Origin of the sequence: Nocardia rhamnosiphila NBRC 108938, assembly GCF_000720425.1 — a bacterium.
GTDB lineage: Bacteria > Actinomycetota > Actinomycetes > Mycobacteriales > Mycobacteriaceae > Nocardia > Nocardia rhamnosiphila.
This window is the reverse complement of sequence record NZ_JOAJ01000001.1, coordinates 1371371-1390522: the sequence shown is the minus strand read 5'-3', so window position 1 is coordinate 1390522 and position 19152 is coordinate 1371371. Positions and strand designations below refer to the sequence as shown.

At 68.8% G+C, this 19152-nt stretch carries 21 protein-coding genes; 12 read left to right on the top strand and 9 right to left on the bottom strand.

What is annotated here, in order from left to right:
* Nucleotides 1-56 precede the first annotated feature (56 nt).
* On the top strand, nt 57-932 hold the full coding sequence (locus tag IG75_RS0106210) for a phytanoyl-CoA dioxygenase family protein (RefSeq protein ID WP_030520190.1): 876 nt from the start codon (nt 57-59) through the stop codon (nt 930-932).
* Between the two features lie 5 nt (nt 933-937).
* Here the strand turns inward: IG75_RS0106210 and IG75_RS0106205 are convergent, their stop codons facing one another.
* Nucleotides 938-1831, bottom strand: coding sequence for a class I SAM-dependent methyltransferase (locus IG75_RS0106205; RefSeq protein WP_030520189.1), 894 nt, complete (start codon nt 1829-1831; stop codon nt 938-940).
* 656 nt (nt 1832-2487) lie between these two features.
* Between IG75_RS0106205 and IG75_RS0106195 the strand changes: the two genes are divergently transcribed.
* Genes IG75_RS0106195 through IG75_RS0106180 form a run of 4 tightly spaced genes read left to right on the top strand, consistent with a single transcriptional unit; the run spans nt 2488 to nt 6036 of the window.
* The gene (locus IG75_RS0106195; protein ID WP_051714265.1) at nt 2488-3474 is read left to right on the top strand and encodes an ABC transporter ATP-binding protein; all 987 of its coding nucleotides are present in this window, start codon (nt 2488-2490) and stop codon (nt 3472-3474) included.
* Nucleotides 3471-4283 carry an ABC transporter permease gene (locus IG75_RS0106190; RefSeq protein ID WP_030520187.1) on the top strand — a complete coding sequence of 271 codons (813 nt, stop codon included), beginning with the start codon at nt 3471-3473 and terminating at the stop codon, nt 4281-4283. Before IG75_RS0106195 ends, IG75_RS0106190 begins: the two co-directional genes overlap by 4 nt.
* Nucleotides 4223-5422 (top strand): sensor histidine kinase, encoded by a 1200-nt coding sequence (locus IG75_RS0106185; RefSeq protein WP_081876652.1) that lies wholly within the window; start codon nt 4223-4225, stop codon nt 5420-5422. The genes IG75_RS0106190 and IG75_RS0106185 overlap by 61 nt, the downstream gene beginning before the upstream one ends.
* Entirely contained in the window at nt 5419-6036 is a 618-nt protein-coding gene (locus IG75_RS0106180; RefSeq protein WP_030520185.1) for a response regulator transcription factor, read from the top strand. The genes IG75_RS0106185 and IG75_RS0106180 overlap by 4 nt, the downstream gene beginning before the upstream one ends.
* Nucleotides 6037-6042: 6 nt before the next feature.
* Here the strand turns inward: IG75_RS0106180 and IG75_RS0106175 are convergent, their stop codons facing one another.
* From IG75_RS0106175 to IG75_RS0106160, 4 genes are all read right to left on the bottom strand, one after another.
* On the bottom strand, nt 6043-7050 hold the full coding sequence (locus tag IG75_RS0106175; RefSeq protein ID WP_174561155.1) for an NAD(P)H-dependent flavin oxidoreductase: 1008 nt from the start codon (nt 7048-7050) through the stop codon (nt 6043-6045).
* A gap of 109 nt (nt 7051-7159) precedes the next feature.
* Nucleotides 7160-7603 carry a MarR family winged helix-turn-helix transcriptional regulator gene (locus IG75_RS0106170; RefSeq protein ID WP_030520183.1) on the bottom strand — a complete coding sequence of 148 codons (444 nt, stop codon included), beginning with the start codon at nt 7601-7603 and terminating at the stop codon, nt 7160-7162.
* Between the two features lie 61 nt (nt 7604-7664).
* Nucleotides 7665-8414 (bottom strand): class I SAM-dependent methyltransferase, encoded by a 750-nt coding sequence (locus tag IG75_RS0106165; RefSeq protein ID WP_030520182.1) that lies wholly within the window; start codon nt 8412-8414, stop codon nt 7665-7667.
* Between the two features lie 138 nt (nt 8415-8552).
* Entirely contained in the window at nt 8553-9578 is a 1026-nt protein-coding gene (locus IG75_RS0106160; RefSeq protein WP_036512219.1) for an ABC-2 transporter permease, read from the bottom strand.
* Between the two features lie 491 nt (nt 9579-10069).
* Here IG75_RS0106160 and IG75_RS0106150 point away from each other — a divergent pair, with 491 nt between their 5' ends.
* Both IG75_RS0106150 and IG75_RS41000 read left to right on the top strand, forming a co-directional pair.
* Nucleotides 10070-10579 carry a nuclear transport factor 2 family protein gene (locus tag IG75_RS0106150; protein ID WP_030520180.1) on the top strand — a complete coding sequence of 170 codons (510 nt, stop codon included), beginning with the start codon at nt 10070-10072 and terminating at the stop codon, nt 10577-10579.
* Between the two features lie 63 nt (nt 10580-10642).
* A complete protein-coding gene (locus IG75_RS41000; RefSeq protein WP_345703654.1) occupies nt 10643-10945 on the top strand; it encodes a fluoride efflux transporter FluC in 303 nt (100 codons plus the stop codon).
* Between the two features lie 72 nt (nt 10946-11017).
* Here the strand turns inward: IG75_RS41000 and IG75_RS0106140 are convergent, their stop codons facing one another.
* Nucleotides 11018-11587: a helix-turn-helix domain-containing protein gene (locus tag IG75_RS0106140; RefSeq protein ID WP_030520178.1), complete on the bottom strand. Its 570-nt coding sequence runs from the start codon at nt 11585-11587 to the stop codon at nt 11018-11020.
* Between the two features lie 55 nt (nt 11588-11642).
* Between IG75_RS0106140 and IG75_RS0106135 the strand changes: the two genes are divergently transcribed.
* Nucleotides 11643-12617, top strand: a complete 975-nt coding sequence (locus tag IG75_RS0106135; protein WP_063045207.1) for an alpha/beta hydrolase family protein — start codon at nt 11643-11645, stop codon at nt 12615-12617.
* A 72-nt stretch (nt 12618-12689) separates the two neighbouring features.
* Here IG75_RS0106135 and IG75_RS0106130 read toward each other — a convergent pair whose 3' ends face one another.
* Nucleotides 12690-13775, bottom strand: coding sequence for an NAD(P)H-dependent amine dehydrogenase family protein (locus IG75_RS0106130; protein ID WP_030520176.1), 1086 nt, complete (start codon nt 13773-13775; stop codon nt 12690-12692).
* Between the two features lie 49 nt (nt 13776-13824).
* Nucleotides 13825-14850 carry a Rieske 2Fe-2S domain-containing protein gene (locus tag IG75_RS0106125; protein ID WP_030520175.1) on the bottom strand — a complete coding sequence of 342 codons (1026 nt, stop codon included), beginning with the start codon at nt 14848-14850 and terminating at the stop codon, nt 13825-13827.
* Between the two features lie 172 nt (nt 14851-15022).
* On the opposite strand from IG75_RS0106125, the gene IG75_RS0106120 reads away from it, so the two are divergent.
* Nucleotides 15023-15643, top strand: coding sequence for a TetR/AcrR family transcriptional regulator (locus tag IG75_RS0106120; protein WP_030520174.1), 621 nt, complete (start codon nt 15023-15025; stop codon nt 15641-15643).
* 201 nt (nt 15644-15844) lie between these two features.
* Here the strand turns inward: IG75_RS0106120 and IG75_RS0106115 are convergent, their stop codons facing one another.
* The gene (locus IG75_RS0106115; protein ID WP_030520173.1) at nt 15845-16741 is read right to left on the bottom strand and encodes an NAD(P)H-binding protein; all 897 of its coding nucleotides are present in this window, start codon (nt 16739-16741) and stop codon (nt 15845-15847) included.
* Between the two features lie 70 nt (nt 16742-16811).
* Here IG75_RS0106115 and IG75_RS0106110 point away from each other — a divergent pair, with 70 nt between their 5' ends.
* Genes IG75_RS0106110 through IG75_RS0106100 form a run of 3 tightly spaced genes read left to right on the top strand, consistent with a single transcriptional unit; the run spans nt 16812 to nt 19120 of the window.
* A complete protein-coding gene (locus IG75_RS0106110) occupies nt 16812-17654 on the top strand; it encodes a LysR family transcriptional regulator (protein WP_030520172.1) in 843 nt (280 codons plus the stop codon).
* A gap of 33 nt (nt 17655-17687) precedes the next feature.
* A complete protein-coding gene (locus IG75_RS0106105; RefSeq protein WP_030520171.1) occupies nt 17688-18524 on the top strand; it encodes a metalloregulator ArsR/SmtB family transcription factor in 837 nt (278 codons plus the stop codon).
* Nucleotides 18521-19120 (top strand): dihydrofolate reductase family protein, encoded by a 600-nt coding sequence (locus IG75_RS0106100; RefSeq protein ID WP_030520170.1) that lies wholly within the window; start codon nt 18521-18523, stop codon nt 19118-19120. The genes IG75_RS0106105 and IG75_RS0106100 overlap by 4 nt, the downstream gene beginning before the upstream one ends.
* Nucleotides 19121-19152 lie beyond the last annotated feature (32 nt).

Here is a 19152-nt window from a genome sequence, read left to right as displayed (position 1 = left end):
CGCTAACACAATTGGGTTCGGTCCATCGACGGGCCCGAATCGCTCGAGGAGCAGTCGTGAACCCTGCACAATCTCCGCCTCCGGTCGATGTCATCACCTCTCTGGAGGATCTGCGCGGCGATCTGGCGCGCCGTCATCCGGCGACCACCACCACCTCGGACGCGGTCGACCCGGCCACGGTCGCCGCCGATCTGTCCGCTCTCGAACGCGACGGTTACGTCGTCTGGGAAAACCTGCTCACCCTCGACGACTGCGAACAACTCCGTGGCGCGCTCACCCCGTTCCTCGAGCGGACCGGCCGCAACACCTTCGAGGGGCAGCGAACCCGGCGGGCCTACAACCTGCTCGAGAAGACTCGTGCCTGCGACGCGCTCGTCGAACATCCCCGGGTGCTTGCCCTGCTCGATCGGTTGTTCCTGCCGAATTATCTGCTCTCGCAATTGCAGGCCATCGATATCCATCCCGGCGAACACGCGCAGATGCTGCACCACGATGACGGTTTCTACCCGATCCCGCGACCCCGGCCACCGTTGAGCGCCGCGACGATGTGGGCGATCGATGCGTTCACCGAGATCAACGGCGGCACGGTGGTGCTGCCGGGCAGTCATCGCTGGGGTTCCGAGCGCGGCCCCGCCGAAGCCGATGTCCGGACAGCGATGCGGATGCCGGCCGGCTCCTGCGCGTTCTATCTCGGCACGCTCTGGCACGGCGGCGGTGCGAATCGCAGTACCGGCGCCCGCCTGGGGGTGACCGTGCAGTACTGCGAACCCTGGTTGCGGCCGCAGGAGGCATACACCCTGGCCACGAGCCGCGAGACCGCGCGGACGGTCTCGGAGAACATCCGGCGGATGCTGGGTTACAGCATCCACCCGCCGTTCATGGGTGCCGTCAACGGGATGCACCCCAAGCGGCTGCTCGACCGGCCGGTGTGACCGGTCTATTCGGACGCCGCCTCGGCATCACCCACTTTGCGCAGCGCGATTCGATACAGCACCAGATGCTGTTCCTCGAACTGCCGGATGGACGCCTCCAGGTACCGTTCATAGGCCTCGGTGACCCGGGCCCCGGCCAGCGTCTCCGCCTCGGCGCGCCGGGCCCGGAGCCGCCGTAGCCATTCGGCGCAGGTGGTCGCATAGTCGTGGCGGTCGTTGACCACCGAACGGATTTCGAACAACTTCTCCGACGCGTGGGCGAGTTCGGCGAGCCGCGGTGGATCCGACTCCGGGAAGATCTCGTCGGCCAGGAACTGCACATCGGTGATCGAGTTCTGGTCCAGTGGACGGTTGCCCTTACCGATCGTCTGGACCACCAGACCGCCGCCGGGACGCACCATACTGTGGCAATAGGTGAAGAAGGCCCGATAGGTGGCGGTGCGTTCGCGGCGCGACAGCCCGAACCGCACGAAATGTTCGAGCGCTCCGATACAGAAGATCGTGTCGTAGGGGGTGCCGGGCCGGTGATCCTGCCAATGTTCCAGGCGCACATCGGTGCGCTCCGTCGCATGGGTGCGGACGTGGCGGTACTGGTCGCGGCTGAGTGTCAGGCCGGTGACCCGGGTCTGTGCGTGCCGGTCGGTGATCGCCCGCATCAGGCTGCCCCAGCCGCAGCCGATATCGAGAATCCGTTCGGTGCCGGTGAGCCGGGCCTGTTCGATCAGGTAGTCGAGCTTGCGCTGCTGCGCGCGATCGAGGTCGTCGCCGTCGGCCCACAGGGCACACGAGTAGGTCAGGCCCGAGTCGAGCCACAGCCGGTAGAAGTCGGTCCCGATATCGTAGTGATGTTCGACCGCGTCCGCCGAGGCGCCCTGGCGTGCGCCGATATCCGATGTCATCACAGACCTCCGAAGTCTCTTGGTGCGCCGGTGTCTTCCGGCAGGGGTTTTCCGGACCGGCACCGCCGGCCGATCGACGGGCTCGGTGGATCGCCGACCGAGATCCGGGCCGCGGTGCCGGTGGGTACACGGCGCGCGAGCCGGTCGGTCGGGTACGGGATTCTTTCCGGGAGCCGGTGACCTCGAGGCGGGTGCGGGACCGTGGCGTGCGGTGTCCGTGCCTACCGAGTAGTAATTCCGGAACGGGTGCTGCTCACCGGAGCTCCGAGTGCGGTGGGGTGGGGTTTGCCGGTACGGCAGAGGATCTCTCGACCGGTCTCGCGGTATCTCCTGTTCGCGAGCGGGGAGTGAGCGGATCGGGTCGGCGCCGTAGTCGATTCTACGTGCGCGCGGTGGGGCCCGTCCAGATGCTGCGCGCGTCAATTGGCTTGCGGGAGCGCGGATATCGAATATTCTTCGCTGCTGCGCGGGTCATCGGCTGCCCGGCGAGAGGACAGCTCGATGCCCGGCTTCTCGAAGGTCGACCGCCGCTGCCCGGGCGGAGACCGGAGCGGCCGGGTGATGACTTTTGTCATCTCCGGACCATGAGAAACGCACGAGTATCCCGTGACTGCGCTTACTACAGATCCCGGCCCGGCTCGGTGATCGTAGAGGTCATGAACAGCGCACATCCCGATCCACCGCAACTGCCGGGGCGGCCGGTACACGATATCGTCGTCGCGCGCGGTCTGCGCCGGACCTACGGCACCGGAGAGACCGCGTTCGAAGCGGTCCGCGGTATCGACCTACAGGTCGCCGAGGGTGAGGTCTTCGCCCTGCTGGGCACCAACGGCGCGGGCAAGACCTCGACGCTCGACATCTTGGAGGGACTGGCCCAACCCTCGGCCGGTTCGGTCGAAATCTTCGGCCTCGATCCACACCGCCACCGTGACCAGGTACGCGCGCAGGTCGGCATCATGCTGCAGTCCGGGGGTCTGCCCGCCGAACTCACCGTCCGCGAAACGCTCGAGATGTGGCGGGGGACCTGTAGTAATCCGGTGAGCAGCGCGACGGTTCTCGCGCAGGTCGGCCTGGTCCATCGCGCCCATGTCCGGGTCGGATCCCTCTCCGGTGGTGAAACGCGGCGGGTCGATCTGGCCTGCGCCCTGCTCGGACAGCCGCGGTTGCTGTTCCTCGACGAACCGACCACCGGACTCGACCCGGAGAGCCGCCGCGGGACGTGGCGACTGTTGTCCGAGCTCAAGAGCGCGGGGGTGAGCATGGTGCTGACCACGCACTATCTGGACGAGGCGGAAGCGCTGGCCGATCGGATCGCGATCATGCACCGGGGCGAGATGGCGCGGACCGGAACCCTGCGCGAGATCGTCGACGGCCATCCGGCCCGGATCGCCTTCGATCATCCGGGGCTGCCGCTACCCATCCTGTCCACCACCCGCATCGACGCGGGAGCCCGGGTCATCGTCAGCACTCACGACCTGCAGGGTGATCTGTCGGTGTTGCTCGGCTGGGCGGAGGAACAGGGCGTACGGCTGGGTGGGCTGGAGGCCCGCGCCGCGTCCCTGGAGACGGTTTTTCTCGATATCGCAGATGATTCGGCCGCCGCGCCGGCGGCCGACCCCGAACTGATCGGAGCTCGCCGATGACCACGACCGCCGCATCCGCCACCGGTTTCCGCCGCCGTCCGCTCGCCGCGCTCGCGAAGGCCGAATACCTGCAGTTCCGGCGGAACAAAACGCTCGTCTATCTGGCGACGGTCTTCCCGGTCGGCATACCGGTGGCCCTGTTCTTCATCGCCCGCCGTGGCGATACCTCCGCCGCGGATCTCGCGGTGCTCACCTTCGAAATGCTGGCGCTGGTGACCCTGTTGTTCGTGCAGTACTACTCGGTGCTGTCCATGGTCACCACCCGCCGCGGCGAGGGCGTACTGAAACGACTGCGGACGGGTGAGGCCGCCGACTGGCAGATCCAGACCGCGCCCGCCATCCCCGGGGCGCTGGTCACCCTCGGTGGCACCGCCGTGGTCGCGTCGGTCGTCTACGGGGTGGGCGCGCCCGCGCCGGTGAACCCCGTGGCGATTGCGCTCGCTCTGGTGGGTGGGATCGTCCTGTTCTCCCTCTTGGCGCTGGCGACCAGTACGTTCACCAAGAACGCCGAGGCCGCGCAGATCACCTCGCTGCCGGTGATGACGATCGCCATGCTGGGGATGACATCGATCCGCGGGATGCTGCCGGATCGGTTCGCGCAGTTGGCCGACTGGACTCCCTTCGCGGCCGTCGCCGATCTGGTTTCCCTCGGTGTCGCCGGGAAATCGGCCCTCGCCGATGCCGGTGCCGTCCGCGGTTTCGCAGGGACCTTTGCCGAGATGGGACGTCCGTTTGCGACACTGGCGGTATGGACCGTCCTGGCGTTCGCGCTGATCCGCCGGAGTTTCCGCTGGGACGACCGCGGGTGAGCCGCTGGACCGCCCGATGGCGCGCACTGCCGGCGGGGGCGAAATTCCGCCTCTACACCGGGATCACTTTCCAGAGCGCGCTGGTCGCGGTGGTCGCCGCCATGGCGGTCACCGCACGCTCGCCGTGGGCGGCCGCCGGAATCGTGCTCGCCGGTGTCGCGGCGGTCTTCGCGGTGGAGGCCCGCGCCGAATTCGCCGTATCGTCGCAGTGGTCGTCGCGCGGGTGGGTCCTGCCGGTCGCCGTCGCGACGCTGGCAGGGGTATGGGTCGCCGCTGCCGTGGTCGCCCGGACAGCGGACGACGAAGCCGCGGTTGTTCCCGCCCGGATGGCCGGCGTGTACGTGGCGGTGCTGGTCGTGTTCGCCCTCGTATCGTTTCTCCGGCACCGATGGTGGATTCTGCCGGCGCTGAGTGTGGTGACCGGGTTGGTGTTCGGCTCGTCGCCGGCGACGGCGCTGAGTGGGATCGCGGTGACCTTCGTCGCCGGCGGTTTCGTCATCGCCACGGTCTGGCTCACGAGGTGGGGGTTGCGGGTCGTCGACGAAGTGGAACACGCGAAGGTTGTCGAGGCCGAACTGCGCCTGGCGCAGGAGCGATTGCGATTCGCACGGGACCTGCATGATGTGGTCGGCCGCGGATTCTCGGCGATCGCCGTGAAAAGCGAACTCGCCGGTGTGTTGTCGCGATCCGGCGATACCGACCGGGCGGCGAAGGAGATGGACGAGGTCAAAACACTCGCCGTCGAATCGATGGGGCAGATGCGCGAACTGGTCCGGGGCTATCGCGGGATCGATCTGCTCGGTGAGGTGGCCGGTGCGCGCTCGCTGCTCGCGGCCGTGGGTTGTGAGCTCGACGTCGAGGGTGATCCCGCGACGGTCCCCGCACGATTCCACGAGGTCGCGGCCTGGGTGGTGCGGGAGGGTACGACCAATATCGTCGAGCATTCCGCGGCCACGTCGGCGACTCTCGCGTTCGGTGGTGCCGGTATGTCGGTGCGCAACGACCGTCCGCGCGGCACGCCGGGCCGGCATTCGGGATTACGTGGTCTCGCGGAGCGGCTCGCGGCCGTCGGCGCGAGCCTCGCCGTCACCGCGACCGCCGACGAGTTCGTCCTGGAAATCCGCTGGGAGAAACAATGATCCCTGTCTTTCTCGCCGACGACGAAACGCTCATCCGCGCGGCGCTGGCGACGATGCTCGATCTCGAGCCCGATCTCGAGGTCGTCGATCATGTCGGCTCCGGGGAAGAACTCCTGGCCGTATGGCGGCATCGTGCGGCGGGCGAGCCGCCCGCGGTGGCCGTCATCGATCTGCAGATGCCCGGTATCGACGGGATCGAGACCGCTACGCAGTTGCAGCGGCTCACGCCGGGCGCCGCCACGTTGATCGTCACCAGCCACGGCCGGCCCGGCTACCTCAAACGGGCGCTGGCCGCGGGTGTCCGGGGTTTCCTGCCCAAGACGACCTCGGCGGCGACGCTGGCCGCAGTGATCCGCACGGTGCACGGCGGCGGCCGATATGTCGATCCGGAATTGGCCGCGGAAGCCATCAGCGCCGGTGACACCGTGCTCACCGCACGGGAAGCCGATGTTCTCGAATATGCCCTCGACGGCTCGTCGGTCGAGGACATCGCCCGGCGAGCGCACCTGTCGCCGGGGACCACCCGCAACTACCTCTCCGCGGCCATGGCCAAGCTCGGGGTCTCCAACCGGTACGAGGCGGCCCTCAGGGCGCGGGAGAAGGGCTGGATCTGACGAGCGTCAGTCGCTCCCCGGGCCGCGCGGCGTGCCGCTGTCGAACACGGTCCCGGCGCCGTGCGCCCACCGGCCCAACAGCCGATCGGCCCCGGTGCACAATGCGGCGATGACCTCACCGGCCGGGAGGCTGCGGGTGAGGGCGCCGACTCCCTCACCGGCGTCGACCGGGGCGCGGCGGGGGTCTCCGGTGGCGGCGGCCGCCGCCACCTCGTCGCGGGCCGCACCGTCGGCGGACAACGCGGCCTCCCGCTCCGCCCAGTTACGGGTGGTCTCGTTGGCCAGTACTCGGGCGGGATAGCGGTCGGGCCAGGGGAGCCGCTGTCCCAGATCGAAGACCCGGGTGACCACCGTATCGGTGGCCCGGGCGCGTACCAGCGCGGCGCGAGCGGGTTCCGGGGTGAGGGCTTCCGGGCAGGCCGACAGGCAGGTGCCGAGCCAGGCACCGGCCGCCCCCGCCGCGAGCACGGCCGCCAGACCCCGGGCGGTGGCGATACCACCGGCGGCGAGGACGGGAACCGTGACCGCGTCGAGTACCGCGTCCAGTACCGCGAGTGTGCCCAACCGGGTTTCGCCGTGGCCGCCGCCCTCGCTGCCGCGCGCGACCAGGACATCCACTCCGGCCGCCGCGGCCCGGCGGGCATGGTCCGCGTCGTAGACCTGGGTGACCGCCGCCGCCCCCACCGCGTGGACCCGCTCGACCCAGGCCCACTTCTCGGTGAAACCGACCGAGACGAGCGCCGGCCGCGCGGCCAGGGCCGCATCCAGCAGGGCGGGTTCGCGCTCGAGCACCCAGCCCACCATGCCGATACCGAAGAGCATGGGCGCCGGAACGAGTTGCGTGAGTTCGTGTTCCAGGGCCGCGGCCGATCCGGTGCTGCCCATGCCGATCATCCCGAGCCCGCCGGCCGCGGACACGGCGGCCGCAAGCCGCCCCCCGGCCACTCCGCCCATCGGGGCGTTCACGATCGGGACCGATAAACCCATCCGGTGTGACCACGGTGTTCCCGGCACCCACAGCCTCCTTCTCGTCCGGGCGCCCAGGCGGCCCCTCGTGGAGGCGACATTACGGGAGCCCGTATCCCGGCCGACCGTGCTGCCACCTGGATGGCGGCGGCATGGTTCAGGGGGTGGCTCGGCCGGTGAACGCGTCCACGACGGCCGTACCGATCCGGCGCTGTACCGGGTCGGCGGCCGGCCCGAACAGGCGTTCGTCGACATCGGTGACCACCTGCTGGGCGGCCCGGAGCAGGTGAGTTCCTTCGGCGGTGAGTTCGATCGCCGACGCCGAGCCGGCGCGGGCCGTACGGTCGTGGACCAGTCCGGCGCCGACCAGGGCCTTCACCGCCGTGTGCACACTCTGCACGCTGATCCCCGACATCCGCGCCAGTTCCGAGAACGACGCACCCGGGACCCCGGAGATATGGCCGAGCAGGCCCAGGCGGCCGACGGTCAGATCCAGTGTTGCCAGGGCGGCGTTGAGTTCGGTCTCCACTCGCCGCGCCAGTGTCAGCACGATGATCGAGGCGCTGGCCGGCGGGGGTGTCGGGCCGTTGTCGGTACTCACCGATCCAGTGTCGCGCACCGACGCCGATACCTCGGCCGGCAGGCACGTCTGTCGTGCCGGGTCAGCGGACCACGTCGAAGAGATGCCGGGTGGAGAATGCGACGAACGGATGCCCAGCGCGCATCTCCCGGTCCAGTTCCACAAGGGCGTCCCGGTAGCGATCGACGGAGAAATCCGGCACCCACCACACGCATTTGCGCAGGATCCATACGACGGAGCCGATATCGGAGAATTCCATCCGGCAGCGCGCGGTGCGCAGATCTGCCACGGTCAGCCCCGCGGCTTCGGCCGCCGCGGCTTCCCGGGCGGGGTCGCGCTGCGTGCGCTGCCCGGGCTGCGGACCGAGAAAGCGTTCGATGAGTTCGAACGCCGAACCCGGGCCCACGTGCTGGGCGAAATAGTGTCCCCCGTCGGTGAGGACACGGTGGATTTCGGTCCAGTCCGGGCGTACGGGATGGCGGGCCGTGACGAGGTCGAAGCTGCGATCCGGGAAGGGCAGCGGACCGCCGGGCGTGGTCTGCACCACGGTGGCGCCGCGTCCGCTCAGCCGATGCCAAGCCCGTTCGACGTTCGGCGGCCAGGATTCGGTCGCGTAGATCGCCGGCGGCAGGACCGGGGCCTCGGCCAGCACTTCACCGCCCCCGGTATCGATGTCGAGGGCCGACCGGGCGGCGGCCAGTCGCCGGCCGAGCTCGCGAGCGTAACCCCAGGGCGGCCGCTCCTCGATGGCGCGGCCGTCGAGCCAGGCGAAGCTCCAGCCGTCGATATCGGCGGCTACGGCTTCGGTCACGAGATCGTCGAAGGAGCGCATCCGCGGATGGTCGCAGTGGGGCCGGAGATGGGCAAAGCATTTTCGACGTGTACCGCCGGCCCTGATGTGAAACATCGTCCGGTCAGGCGTTTTTCGCGTCGGCGACAGCCGGCTCGGAGACGACCGGTGCGGCTCTGCTCAGCCCGCCTCGGCGCCCGCGGGCCGCCGGTTGTCCGATCGTCGCTGCGCGACGAGGAACACCCCGATCGCGACCGCCGACCACCCCGCGAGCACCAGCCAGGGGCCGAGATGCTGATGGTCCGGGAAGTAGACGGCGGTGTGCTGCGCGTTCACCGACGCACCCGGTGGCAGCCACCCGCCGATCGTCGCGAGCAGGCGGGGAAGCAGCGGCCACGACACCGAACCACCGGAGGTCGGGTTGCCGAGCAGGATCATGATGCCCCAGGTCGGCAGTATCGCCCATCGTCCGAACAGGGCCTGGAACATGGTGAAGACCATGCCGCAGGTGAACATGGTGAGCGCGAGCACCGCCCACGACCGGAACGGGAGTTCGAGCGCGCCGAGGAGCCAATCGACGGTTGCCACGATGGCGAAGCCGCCGAGCAGCGCGTATACCGCGGTGCAGGCGATACGTTCGCCCGCGTGCAGATCACGGGCGTTGACCCCGAGTTGGACCGCGCCGACGAATCCGACGACGACCGCGGCGATCGTCATGTAGAAGATGGTGAGACCGTGCGGGTCGCCGTCCTGCAGCGGATTCAGATCGTCGACCCGCACGGTGTACCCGGCGTGTTCGGCGATGGGCGGCAGACCCTGCGCGAGGGCGGTCGCCACCGTCTGACCGGAGGCGCTGGACAGATCGAGTGTCACCGTGTTGTCGGCCGGAGAGGTTCCGACGACGGCGAATACTTCCTGGTCCTGGAGCGCGGCGAGCGCGGTCGCGCGGTCGGCGAAACGGTGGACCCGCAGCGAGCTGCCCATCGCCGTCGTCAGCTCGGCTTCCAGTTGCGCCGCCTGTGCGGCGGGCATCGATCCGACCACCGCGATGGGCACGTATTCCGGCTTCGGGTTGGCGGTGGCATAGGTGTAGGAGCCGGCGAAAAGGGCGGCGGCACAGGCCAGGATGCCGATGATCACGGTGGCCGGGAAGAACCGCGACCCGCGCAAGTCGTGCCACCGGCGTTTCGCGAGACTCCCGGTCATCGCGCGGCGGGTCGCATACCCGGCCGCCGGTCCATCACTTCCCGGTAGGATGCGCGCATCCTGCCACCTTTCGCGAGCAGTCGAATGTCCAGCAGTCCGGCGGGAACTCCCGGCCCTTCCGGCCCCTTGTGTCGACGAGACCCGGGACCGTTCGCGAACCGGTGGGCCGTATACGGGGCCCGGCGGAAAGACCGTCCGGCAGCCTCACCATAACGCGCACCGGCGGTCGTCCGGTCGGCTCACATGCCGCCGCGACGAACCTGTTGTCCGGCGGCCGGTTCGACGAGGCACTGATCCGCCCGGTGGAGCTTCTCGTCGGGAAGCGTGATGGCGGCCCGGTGCGGATCGGCACTCCTCGGTAGCTCGCGGGCGGCGACTTCGGTGAGCCGGGCCGTCCCCGCACGGTGGTGATGTGATGTGATGCGATACGAGCCGGTTCGGCCGGGGCCGGCGTAGCGCGACGGATACCGGCCGCCGAAAGAGGAGGCCGTATGTCCGGATCACCGTCACCCGAGGCCGACCCGGCCCAGCGCCTCACCGTGCTGGAAGCGATCGAGGCGATCAAGGCGCTCAAACACCGCTACTTCCGTGCCTGCGATGCCAAGGACCCCGTGCGTTTCCGGGCGTGTTTCGTGACCGAGGGTGCTGTGCTCGACTACGGCGAGCTGGGGGTTTCGGACGCGGATGGAATGGCCGCGGTCTTCGAATCCATCGCCCTGCGGCGGGTCGACGGGAAACATGTGGTGCTCGATATGCACCACGGGATGCACCCCGATATCACCGTGCACGCCGACGGTACCGCCTCCGGGCAGTGGACCATGCAGTTCCGTCAGGTGAACCTGCTCGACCACACCGATACGCTGTCGACCGGCGAATACGAGGACTCCTACGTCCTCGAGGACGGCCGCTGGAAGATCGCCGCCTCCCGGTTCCGCCGCCTCTGGTCCATCACCCGGCCCGTCGACGACACGTGCCGGATCGGCTGGTACCCGGCCTCGTGACGCCCGGCTCGGTCGCGTCCGGTCGCGGAGCAGGAGCTGGCCCACACCGGCCGGAGGGTTTCCGTGGACGGTCTTCGTCATCAATGTCGGCGGCAGTTTCCTGCTCGGTGCGCTGATGGTGGTGATCACCGAACTGCGGCCGGCGCATTGTCTCACCGGCGTGGGCTACCGGCCGTGTGGGCGGTGCTCGTGGGCACCGGATTCTGCGGCGCCTTCACCACATACAGCACCTTCTCCTACGAGACCGTGCGACTGACCGAACAGCGCGCCTACCGGCACGCGATCGGCTATGCCGCCTTCAGCGTCGCCCTCGGGTCGGTCGCGGCGGCCCTGGGCTACGCCGCCTGCCACGCGCTCTTCGGCTGAATCGTCGGTCCGGCCGCACTGCTTTCGGGCCCGGTAGTCGCGGAGTCCGATGTGCCGGGCCGGCCGGTGTGCTCACGAATTCTGCGCGATATCCGTCGCCGGATCGGGGGCGGGCCGGCCGCCGACCGGAAAGAGGACGGGGCTCAGCAGATACTGGACGCGCCCGGGCCCGGGCGGATTCCGCAGGCGCGGGAGCAGCACCGCGCGCAGCTCATCGATCAGCTGTGCGACCTCCGCCGGGCTCAGCCATATCGCATGCTGCCGATAGCCGACCAGATCGGTGACGGGGTCGGCGTTTCCGCTGTCGAGGTAGGTATTGAACTCGGCGAGCAGGGTGGCCATCGCGGCGGCGAAAATCGCGCGGTGGTCCTCCGGTGTTGCCGAAGCCGCCGTTTCGGGGTCGACGACCGCCGCTTCCCGGCGCAGGCGGTAGCTGCGCTCCACGGCGCCGCGCACGCGCTGTTCACCGGCGACCTCGAGGATGCCCGCGGTAGCGAGGATGTCGACGTGCCGGTAGACGGTGGCCTTCGAAACGTCGGGCAACCGCGCGCACAGTTGCGCGGTCGTGTGGTCGTCGCCCGCGGACATGGTGTGCACGATCCGCAGTCTGACCGGGTGGGCCAGCAGCTCCAGGGAGTTCACAAGGGCAATGTTCTCATCTGTGCTACCTTTCTCAAAATAGAGAAAGGTGGCCGGGGTGGTCAGGGACGACATCGTGGAACGGGCCGAGATGTGGCGGGCGCCGGAGTATGCCGATCCGATGGCATTCACCGAGTGGGAGACAACGGTGGGATCCGGGCAGTTCGCCGTCCCGGGATCGGTCACCGCGCCGCGCGGTGCGGGTCCGTTTCCGGCGGTAGTACTGCTCGCCGGCGGCGGACCATTCGACCGGGACGGCACCGCCGGACCGAACAAGAACCTGAAGGACATCGCGTGGGGGCTGGCCGGTCGCGGGGTGGTGGTGCTGCGATTCGACAAGGTCACCTACGCCCATCCCGAGGCGGTTGCCGCGACGGCCGGCTTCACACCCACCGACGAATACGTCCCCCACGCCGTGGCGGCGGTGAGGTACCTGCGCGCCCTCCCGGATATCGACGCCGGTCGTGTCTTCGTGGTCGGCCACAGTATGGGTGGCAGATTCGCCCCGCGGGTGGCGGCCGCGGACCCCGGGGTGGCCGGTCTGGTCGTCCTGGCCGGGGACACGGTGCCGCTGCAGTGGTCGCTGGTGCGGGTCGTCGAACACCTGGGGCGGGTCGATCCGGCGGCCGCTGCCGGCCTGCCGTCGGTCGAGATCGTCACGGCACAGGCGGAACTGGTGGACAGCGACGACCTTTCCCCCACCACGCCGGCCGATCGGCTGCCCTTCGGGATGCCCGCGCCGTACTGGCTGGACCTGCGCGCCTACGACCCGGCCGCGGCGGCCGCGACCCTGAATCGACCGATGCTGTTCCTCCAGGGTGAACGCGACTATCAGGTGACGGTGGCCGCGGACCTGGCCGGCTGGCGTACCGCACTCGCCGATCGCCCCCGGGTGACGATCCGTACCTACCCGGCCGTGGACCATATGTTCTTCCCCGGCGAGGGCCTCTCCCTGCCCGCGGACTACACCCGGCCCCACCATGTGGACGTCCAGGTCATCGACGATATTGCCGACTGGGTGGTCGCACAGTGAGCGCGTCGTGGGCCACGGCCGGTGACCGGCGCCGGACCGCTCGGGCGATCCGGTGGGCCCGTGGCGTACCGCTCAGCCGGCGAAACGCCCGGCGAAAGCGCGCAGCGGGAGATCGGCGCTGGTGATGATGCCCGGCCGCGCGGCAACAACGGATCGCAGGGAGTTGAGGGCCGGTAATCCGGTGACGGTCATCCCGATCGACGCGAAGTTCTCCGGATTCGACAGGTCGAAGCCCTTCCGGGGGAAGATCATATGTTTGCTGTAGATGCTGGGATCGCCGGTGATCTGGGTGATGTAGCAGCCCTTGATATTCCACGCGGGGTCGGTATACGGGGTCATCTGCCATTCGAGATGGGTTTCCACCCGCGGCACCCCGTCGACCAGACCCTGGTATTTGATGTAGTTGGCGCCGAGTGAGCCCTTGGGCAGGAAATACCAGCCCAGATCGACGTCCTTCGTGCAGGCGCCGAGCTCGTAGTGGAAGGTGACCTCGTCCAGTTCGAGGTCGAAGGCATCGGCCATCAGGTAGACCGAATCGGCGAAGACCGCGGTGTATTTGTGCAACGAGTCCGGGATGGCCGGATCGTCGACCGGGCGGCCGTATCCGACTGCTTTCCAGGTGTCGACGGAATGGTGACAGGAGACGTCCACCGATTCGGTGACGGTGATGTTCTCGATCGCGGCGACGTCGGCGGTGTGCACGATCCCGAGGATCTGGGCCAGGCCCGGATTCATACCGGTGCCGTAGAAGGTGGAATTGCCGCGCTCGCACGCGGCCCCGATGATCTCACTGACCTTGCGCCCCGACGGGTGGGAGTGGTTGGTGTCGCGGTGGAATCCGGTGATCCAATCCGCGGTGGTCACCACATTGATGCCGGCCTCCAGCACCTTCTCGTAGAGATCTTCGTCGGGGAAGACGCCATGGAAGGTGAGGACATCGGGGCGCGCCTCGAGGATCTGCTCGACCGTACCGGTCGCCGTCACCCCGATCGGTCCGATGCCGACGATCTCGCCGGCGTCCCGGCCGATCTTGTCCGGGGTGTAGCAGTGCAGCCCGACGAGTTCGAGATCCGGATGGTCGCGGATGCGGCCGATCATCTCGGTGCCGAGATTGCCGGTCGCGACCTGGAATACCCGGATCTTGCCGGAGGTGCTCATGGATGGGCCTTTCTGTCTGCGGGTCGGGGCTGCTGGTTCGGGCCCGCGGTCATACGCCGGCCGCCTTCGCGTCCGGTGCGGGTTCGGCCGCGCCGGTGTCCGGGTAGAACTGCCGGGCCCATTCGCGCAGTGCCCGGAAGCCCGCGTATTCCTTGCGCGACAGCGCGGGCGGGTCGGAGTAGCGCTGATGCGCCCAGATGTGGATATCGGCTTCGAACTGCTCGATCACGAAACCGGCCATCGCCGTGCCGTAGGAGGTGGGCTCCGGGCTCTCGTCGCCGGGCCTGCGGCCGATCCACACGGTGAACCGGACATCGGAGGTGCGGTCGTCGACCGGGGTGACCGCGGGCATGGTGCGGTTGTCGATCATGCCCCAGCTCTTGGTGATCGAACATCCGAGTCCGGCGTTGATCGATTCGACACCACTGTTGACCTGGTCTTCGGCAACGCCCTCGTCGAAGGCGATGGTGAAATCGACGTAGGAGACGGGCCCGGAGAAATCGTGGCGGGTGAACTCCGGCACGAACGGGGTCTTGTGCACATACTTGAAGTGCGCGAAATCGACACCGTTCTCCATGACGTACTGCGGGTGCAGCTCGAGCCCGGGCCGGTACAGCGTGGCCGTGGGCACCGGCGGGTAGTAGTCCGCGGCGGTTTTGCCGTCGCCGAACGCGGTGAAGATATCGGGGACCTCGAAATGCGGTGGCCGGCCGTCGATGTCGTACCAGATCCAGACGCCTTCGTTGCGCTCCACCACCGGGTAGCCGCGGAGGCGGCGGCCCTTGTTCGGGTGGCTCTCGTAGGGGATACAGACATTGCGCCCCTCGCGATTCCACTCCCAGCCGTGAAACGGACAGACGAGGTTCTCGCCCTCCACCCGGCCGCCGTAGCCGAGATGCGCGCCCAGATGCTCGCAATAGGCGTCGAATACGGTGATCTGCCCCGATGCCGATCGCCAGGCGACCATTTCGCGGCCGAAGTACTTCATCCGGTGTACCGCACCGACGCCGATCTCGCGGCACCAGGCCACCTGGAACCAGCCCGTCGGCTCCATCGGTAGTGGTGGTTTTGCCATCGCGATCCTCCAGGAATCGAGGGCTGTAGCGGGCGCGGCCACGGCACCGTGGGTGCGTCGGTATATGACGCCGGTCACGTGGCGCTCCCGAGCATAGAACCCTCTTTGAAAGATTACAAGAGGGCTATGTGAAACTAGATATGCCTGCTCAGGGCGGGTAAAGTCGTCCATCGTGACGGAAGCGGTGGTGGGCGGGAGACGAGCGAACCGGCGTGGGATCCAATCCCGGGAGAGCATGCTCGAGGCGGCGATCGCCTCACTGGCCACCGGTGATCCCGCGGCGGTCTCCGGTAATCGGATCGCCCGCGATATCGGCGCCACCTGGGGAGTGATCAAGTACCAGTTCGGCGATATCGACGGCCTGTGGGCGGCGGTCCTGCGGTACACCGCGGACAAGCGCGGCGACCTGCCCGCCGGGATCAAACCGGACGGCACCCTGCACGAGCGGGTGGCCGCCATGATCGACGCCATGGCCGGCGGGCTGCGCAGACCGGAGTCGCTGGCCATCGAAACACTGCGCGCCGCCCTGCCCCGCGAGCACACCGAACTCGAGCGCGACTATCCGCGCACCGCCGCGGAACTGGCCTCGTGGAAACCGAACTGGGACAAGGCCTGTCAGCGCGCGTTTGCCGATATGGAACTCGACCCGGACAAGGTGCGGCAGGTGGCCGCCCTCATCCCGGCGGCGATGCGCGGGATCACCTCCGAACGCACCCTGGGTACCTACGGCGATCTCGACGACGCGCTGAAAGCCCTGATCGGCGGCATAGTCGCCTACTTGGAGCGCCCGTGAACGCCGCCGGGCGCGAGACCTTCGGTCCGGGCCGCATCCACCGGTGATTGCGGATCGAGGCGCGCGGCGCTGTCCTCCGGTCGTCCGAGAAGGGTTGTGGAGAGCCCGCGTGCCCGGCGGCCCGCCCGGCCGTCGGCAGCCGGGCGGGTGCGGTTCACGGGTCCGCCCACCGAATGATCTGCCGACGGTGTCCGGCCGTGATCAGGCGAGCACGGCGGGAGCGAGAACCGCTGTACACCACTGACGGAAGGTGGTGGGAGTCGTGGTCTGCGGGGTGCGCGGCACACCGTTGTCGAGGCCTTCGTCCTTGGCCCGCATCATATCGACCATGCCCTGGACGAAAGCATCGCCGGCGCCGAAGCCCGCCGTGGACGCGGCCAGGTCGTCGAGTGTCACCCGGTGGTAGCGCACCGGCCTGCCCAGCACCTCCGATATCGTCTGTGCCATCTCGTCGGGGGTGAGGTCCTGTGGGCCCAGTACCGGAACCTCACCGGTCCCCGTCCACGATCGGTCGAGCAGCAGCCGGGCCGCGGCCGCGGCGATATCCTCGGTCGCGGCCAGCGGTGCCGGCAGGTCGGCGGCCAGGGTGCCGGTGAACACGCCCTCGTCCCGAATGGAATGCACCTGGCGCAGTACGTTGTCCATGAACGACGGATTCGCGAGCGCGCGATAGTGGACGCCGGAGCCGGCGATGAGGTCGTCCATCGCCAGTGAGGCGGTGACGAGGCCGGCGCGGTCCACGACCGGGGTGCCGCGGCCCAAGGCCGAAACTCCGACCACATGCCGGACACCGTGTGCGGTGAACGCCCGGGCCGCGGCGCGGGTGAAGCCGGAATACGCGACGTCCAGGCTCGGTGCCGTGGGATCCGGTGGGACGAGCCAGAACACCGCGTCGGCTCCGGCGAAGGCCTGGTCCACGGTGGCGGGGTCGTCGTGCGAGCCACGGACGATATCGACCCGGTCGCGGACCGGGCCGGCGAGCTTGGCCGGGTCGCGCACGATCACGCGGAGGTCCTCGCACCGGGACGGGGCGCGTTCGAGGAGGATCCCGAGAAGACGGCTGCCGATAGCGCCCGTGGGCGTGGTGATCACGATCATGATCACCACCCTGCGTGCGCGCCGTGCTCGCCGTCCAATACCTCCTGGAGCGGATTGATATCTTCAGGGTATGGATCTCGACCTGCGTAAGCTCCGCTACTTCGCCGCGCTCGCGGAGCATCTGCATTTCGGCCGGGCCGCCGAGTCCCTCTTTATCGCTCAACCCGTACTGAGCAGGCAGATTCGCGCGCTCGAACAAGAACTCGGCTGCACGCTGCTCGAGCGCACCACCCGCAGTGTGCAATTGACGCCGTCGGGCGCCCAGCTGTACGAGGAGGCGCGGGGGCTGTTCACCACCGTCGATTCCGCTGTCCGGCGGGTGCGGGAGGTCGACCGCGGGGTGGAGCGCCTCGTCGTCGGATTCGCCTCCGGGTTGCGCGTATCCCCGGCCCTGCGGGCTTTCGCCGAGAGCCGGCCGGAGGTGGAAGTGGAGTTGTTCCAACTGAAGTGGTGGGAACGGGAACTGCCGTTGCGTGACGGCCGGGCCGATGTCGGGTATCTGCGCCGGCCTTTCGACGGCGCCGGGCTGCGCACTGTCACGGTGGGCACCGAGCCGAAAGTCGCGTGCCTGCCGGTCGCTCATCGGCTCGCCGGGCCGCCGATTGCCGACCGGCCGCTGCGCGAGGCGGATCTCGCGGGGGAGCCGGCTATCGGTGCGCAGGTCCGGCGTACGGCATCGATCGAGGAGAAGTTCGAGCTCGTCGCGTCCGGCCACGGTATCGCAGTGGTGCCGCGGGGGGTTGCGCGGGCGTACTCGCGGCCCGACCTGATCTACCGGCAGGTGCTGGACGCCGCACCTGTCGAGATCTGCGTCGCGGTGCCGGAGAACCGGCGCGAGCGGCGGGTGCGGGAGTTCGCGCAGATGGCGGCCGCTGTCTTGCGGAAAGCCTGGGAAGAGGAAAATATTCCTTGACTTGAATATTCACTTTGGTGAATACTCGGGATCATGGATCGGATCGCCTCGGCATTGGGGGATGGGGCGCGGTGGCGTCTCATCGAGCTGCTGGCAGAGCGCCCGCGGTCGGTGGGTGAGCTCGCCGAGCTGACCGGTCTGCGGCAACCGCAGACCACCAAGCATCTGCGGACTCTCGCCCAGGCCGGTCTGGTCGCGGTGTTCCCGCTCGGGCAGCGGCGGGTCTACGCCATCGAGACGCAGCCGCTGGAAGCCTTCGCGCGGCGCCTCGCGGAGCTGGTCGATACCGCCGGGGCGCAGGCGGGGGAGCGTGAGGTGATCGCGCGTTACCGCGCCGCGATCGATGCCGAAGCCACGCGAGCGGATCGGGACCGGTGGGCCGACGGGCGCAGCTTCTGCTTCGATCGGATGCTCCCGGTACCGCGCGACGTCGTCTGGCGGTACTGGGTAGAGCCGGACCTGCTCGGGTCCTGGTGGGCTCCGTCGCCGATGACGGTCACCGACTGCGTTCTGGAGCCGGCCCCGCGCGGCCGCGTCGTCCTCGACTATCGCGATGCCGAGGGGCGGCGCTACCGCTCGGCGGGCGAGGTCACCGCGGCAGCCGAGCCCGAGCGGCTGGAATTCCGGCTGTCGGTTCGCGACCCGGCGGATGCGGTCCTGTTCACCGGGCACTACGACCTGACTCTGACCCGGGCCGCGGAGGGCACCCGCCTGCGGCTCGGTCTGACGCTCACCGACACCGACACCGAAGCAGTGCCGTTCATCGCCGGAATCGAAACCGGCTGGCAGCAGGTGCTGGACAACCTCACCGCCGCCGTCGGCGGCACCGATATCACTGCGCACGACAACGAGAAGGACGCGCGACCATGACCGATTCCACCCGACGTTCCGTCACCGCGAATATCAATCTCACCCTCGACGGGCGCTACAGCGGACCGGGCGGCCCCGGCGATCTGGGCGCGATCGTCTCCTATGCCGCGACCGAGGTGGCGCGGCGCCACCTGAGCCGCATATGGGACGGGGCGACGACGGCGCTGCTCGGCCGCCGCAACGCCGAGGGGTTCCTCGGTTACTGGCCCACCGTCGCCGCCGACGACGGTGCCGACCCACGCGACCGCGGATATGCGAAGTGGCTGGTCGACACGGAAAAGGTGGTGCTGTCCAGCACTTTGGACGACGCACCCTGGGAGCGAACCCGGATCGTGAACGCCCCGGCTGCCGATGTGGTGCGCGAACTGAGGGGTGCCGGCTCGGGCGATATCCTCGTCAACTGCAGTGCGAGCATCATCAAACCGCTGCTGGTCGCGGACCTGCTCGACCGACTGTATCTCATGATCACGCCCGAGATCGCGGGCGGCGGGCAGCGGCTGTTCGACGACGGCCTGCCCGCTACGAAGTGGACGCTGACCCGGCACGAGGTCGGCGAACTCGGCGAGATGGCGATGGTCTACGACCGCGCCCGGTGACGCCGGCTCCCGGTTCCTCCGGGTGTGCCGCG

Coding starts and splice junctions, on each gene's coding strand:
- IG75_RS0106125 (WP_030520175.1), bottom strand. CDS start 14,850: ATGGCAAAACCACCACTACCGATGGAGCCGACGGGCTGGTTCCAGGTG.
- IG75_RS0106110 (WP_030520172.1), top strand. CDS start 16,812: ATGGATCTCGACCTGCGTAAGCTCCGCTACTTCGCCGCGCTCGCGGAG.
- IG75_RS0106185 (WP_081876652.1), top strand. CDS start 4,223: ATGGACCGTCCTGGCGTTCGCGCTGATCCGCCGGAGTTTCCGCTGGGA.
- IG75_RS0106130 (WP_030520176.1), bottom strand. CDS start 13,775: ATGAGCACCTCCGGCAAGATCCGGGTATTCCAGGTCGCGACCGGCAAT.
- IG75_RS0106105 (WP_030520171.1), top strand. CDS start 17,688: ATGGATCGGATCGCCTCGGCATTGGGGGATGGGGCGCGGTGGCGTCTC.
- IG75_RS0106195 (WP_051714265.1), top strand. CDS start 2,488: ATGAACAGCGCACATCCCGATCCACCGCAACTGCCGGGGCGGCCGGTA.
- IG75_RS0106205 (WP_030520189.1), bottom strand. CDS start 1,831: ATGACATCGGATATCGGCGCACGCCAGGGCGCCTCGGCGGACGCGGTC.
- IG75_RS0106190 (WP_030520187.1), top strand. CDS start 3,471: ATGACCACGACCGCCGCATCCGCCACCGGTTTCCGCCGCCGTCCGCTC.
- IG75_RS0106160 (WP_036512219.1), bottom strand. CDS start 9,578: ATGACCGGGAGTCTCGCGAAACGCCGGTGGCACGACTTGCGCGGGTCG.
- IG75_RS0106180 (WP_030520185.1), top strand. CDS start 5,419: ATGATCCCTGTCTTTCTCGCCGACGACGAAACGCTCATCCGCGCGGCG.
- IG75_RS0106100 (WP_030520170.1), top strand. CDS start 18,521: ATGACCGATTCCACCCGACGTTCCGTCACCGCGAATATCAATCTCACC.
- IG75_RS0106165 (WP_030520182.1), bottom strand. CDS start 8,414: ATGCGCTCCTTCGACGATCTCGTGACCGAAGCCGTAGCCGCCGATATC.
- IG75_RS0106115 (WP_030520173.1), bottom strand. CDS start 16,741: ATGATCGTGATCACCACGCCCACGGGCGCTATCGGCAGCCGTCTTCTC.
- IG75_RS0106150 (WP_030520180.1), top strand. CDS start 10,070: ATGTCCGGATCACCGTCACCCGAGGCCGACCCGGCCCAGCGCCTCACC.